Raw genomic sequence first — 1,283 nt, forward strand, 5'->3', positions numbered from 1 at the left:
GGGCACCTCGATTTTTGACCTTTCCCGGTCGCGGGTCGCGGGCTCGGCGGCTTGAAATGGGCGTGATGTCACCCGTCAGTGCCCTTGTGCGCTACGGGGTCTTTGATGCTTTGCCTGTCGCGCGCGGCGTTTCGTGCCGCACGACTTGATTTCCGCGCCCCTGGGTTAGCCCGGGCACGGGTTCAGGCGGCTCAGCTGGCCGAGGCGGCGCATGTTGTAAGCGAGGTTCTTCATCCCGATCTTCGCCTTCGCCCGCACCATGCCGATCGTGCGCACCAGCGTGCCGCCCATGTCGTTGGTCTGCGCGCCGAAGACATGCTCGACCCGGGCACGCACCGAGGATTTGGTCCGGTTGCTGCTTTTGGCCTGCTCGGTCAGCGGCTTGCCGCGCTTGCCCTTGCGGTGGATGTGGCTCTTCAGCTTCATGCCGCGCAGCTTGGCTTCCATCTCCTCGGACCGATAGGCCGGATCGGCCCAGACCCCCGCGCCGGTATTGCCCCGCGTCAGCAGGTGGTCCACCGCTTGGCTGTCATGCAGGGCGGCATCGCTGACATGGTAACGTCTTACCAGCTTGTGCTTCCTGTCCATGCTCACATGGTTCTTGTAGCCATAGTGGGATTTGCCGTGCTTCTTGGTCCAGCGGGCATCAACGTCCTTCTGTGACCGCTTGGCCGGTTTGTCGGACCAGCCCTCGGGCACCTCACCGCTCTTGATCGCCTTGTTTTCCTCGCGCGTGTTGTGGTTCTTCGGCACCGGGACGATGGAGGCATCCAGGATCTGCCCTCCCCGCGCGATGTAACCCCGTCGCGCCAGATAGCCGTCGAACTGCTTGAACAGCGCCTCCACCAGGCCCGCCTGCGCCAGCGCTTCGCGATAAAGCCACACCGTCTTGGCATCGGGCACCCGGTCCTCAAGCCCTAGGCCGAGGAACCGCATGAATGACAAACGGTCGCGCACCTGATACTCGATCTGGTCGTCGGACAGGTTGTAGAGCGCGCCCAGGACCAGTGTCTTGAACATCAGAACGGCGTCCATCGGCTTGCGCCCGGCGCGCGACTTCCGCTCCGCATCTGGCTTGCGCCAAACCCGCTCCAGCGTCGGGCGGAACTCCTCCCACGGCACAACGGCGTCAATCTCGACCAAGGGGTCCTTCTTGGCATCCAGGCTCGCATAGCGGTCCGAAAGATCGAAGAAACCCATCTGTGCCATCGTTACGCCCAAGCAGCCGATCACCCCCCGTTCATACCGCAGCAACTCGGGCCGGGCAATTTTTCGAGGTGCCC

Annotated in this window: 1 protein-coding gene; it reads right to left on the minus strand. The window is 63.6% G+C overall.

What is annotated here, in order from left to right; translation table 11 throughout:
* Window positions 1–165: 165 nt before the first annotated feature.
* Entirely contained in the window at window positions 166–1,209 is a 1,044-nt protein-coding gene (locus tag CDV49_RS19410; RefSeq protein ID WP_085502601.1) for an IS5 family transposase, read from the minus strand.
* Between the last annotated feature and the right edge of the window lie 74 nt (window positions 1,210–1,283).

The organism is Haematobacter genomosp. 1, from assembly GCF_002196855.1.
Lineage (GTDB): Bacteria > Pseudomonadota > Alphaproteobacteria > Rhodobacterales > Rhodobacteraceae > Haematobacter.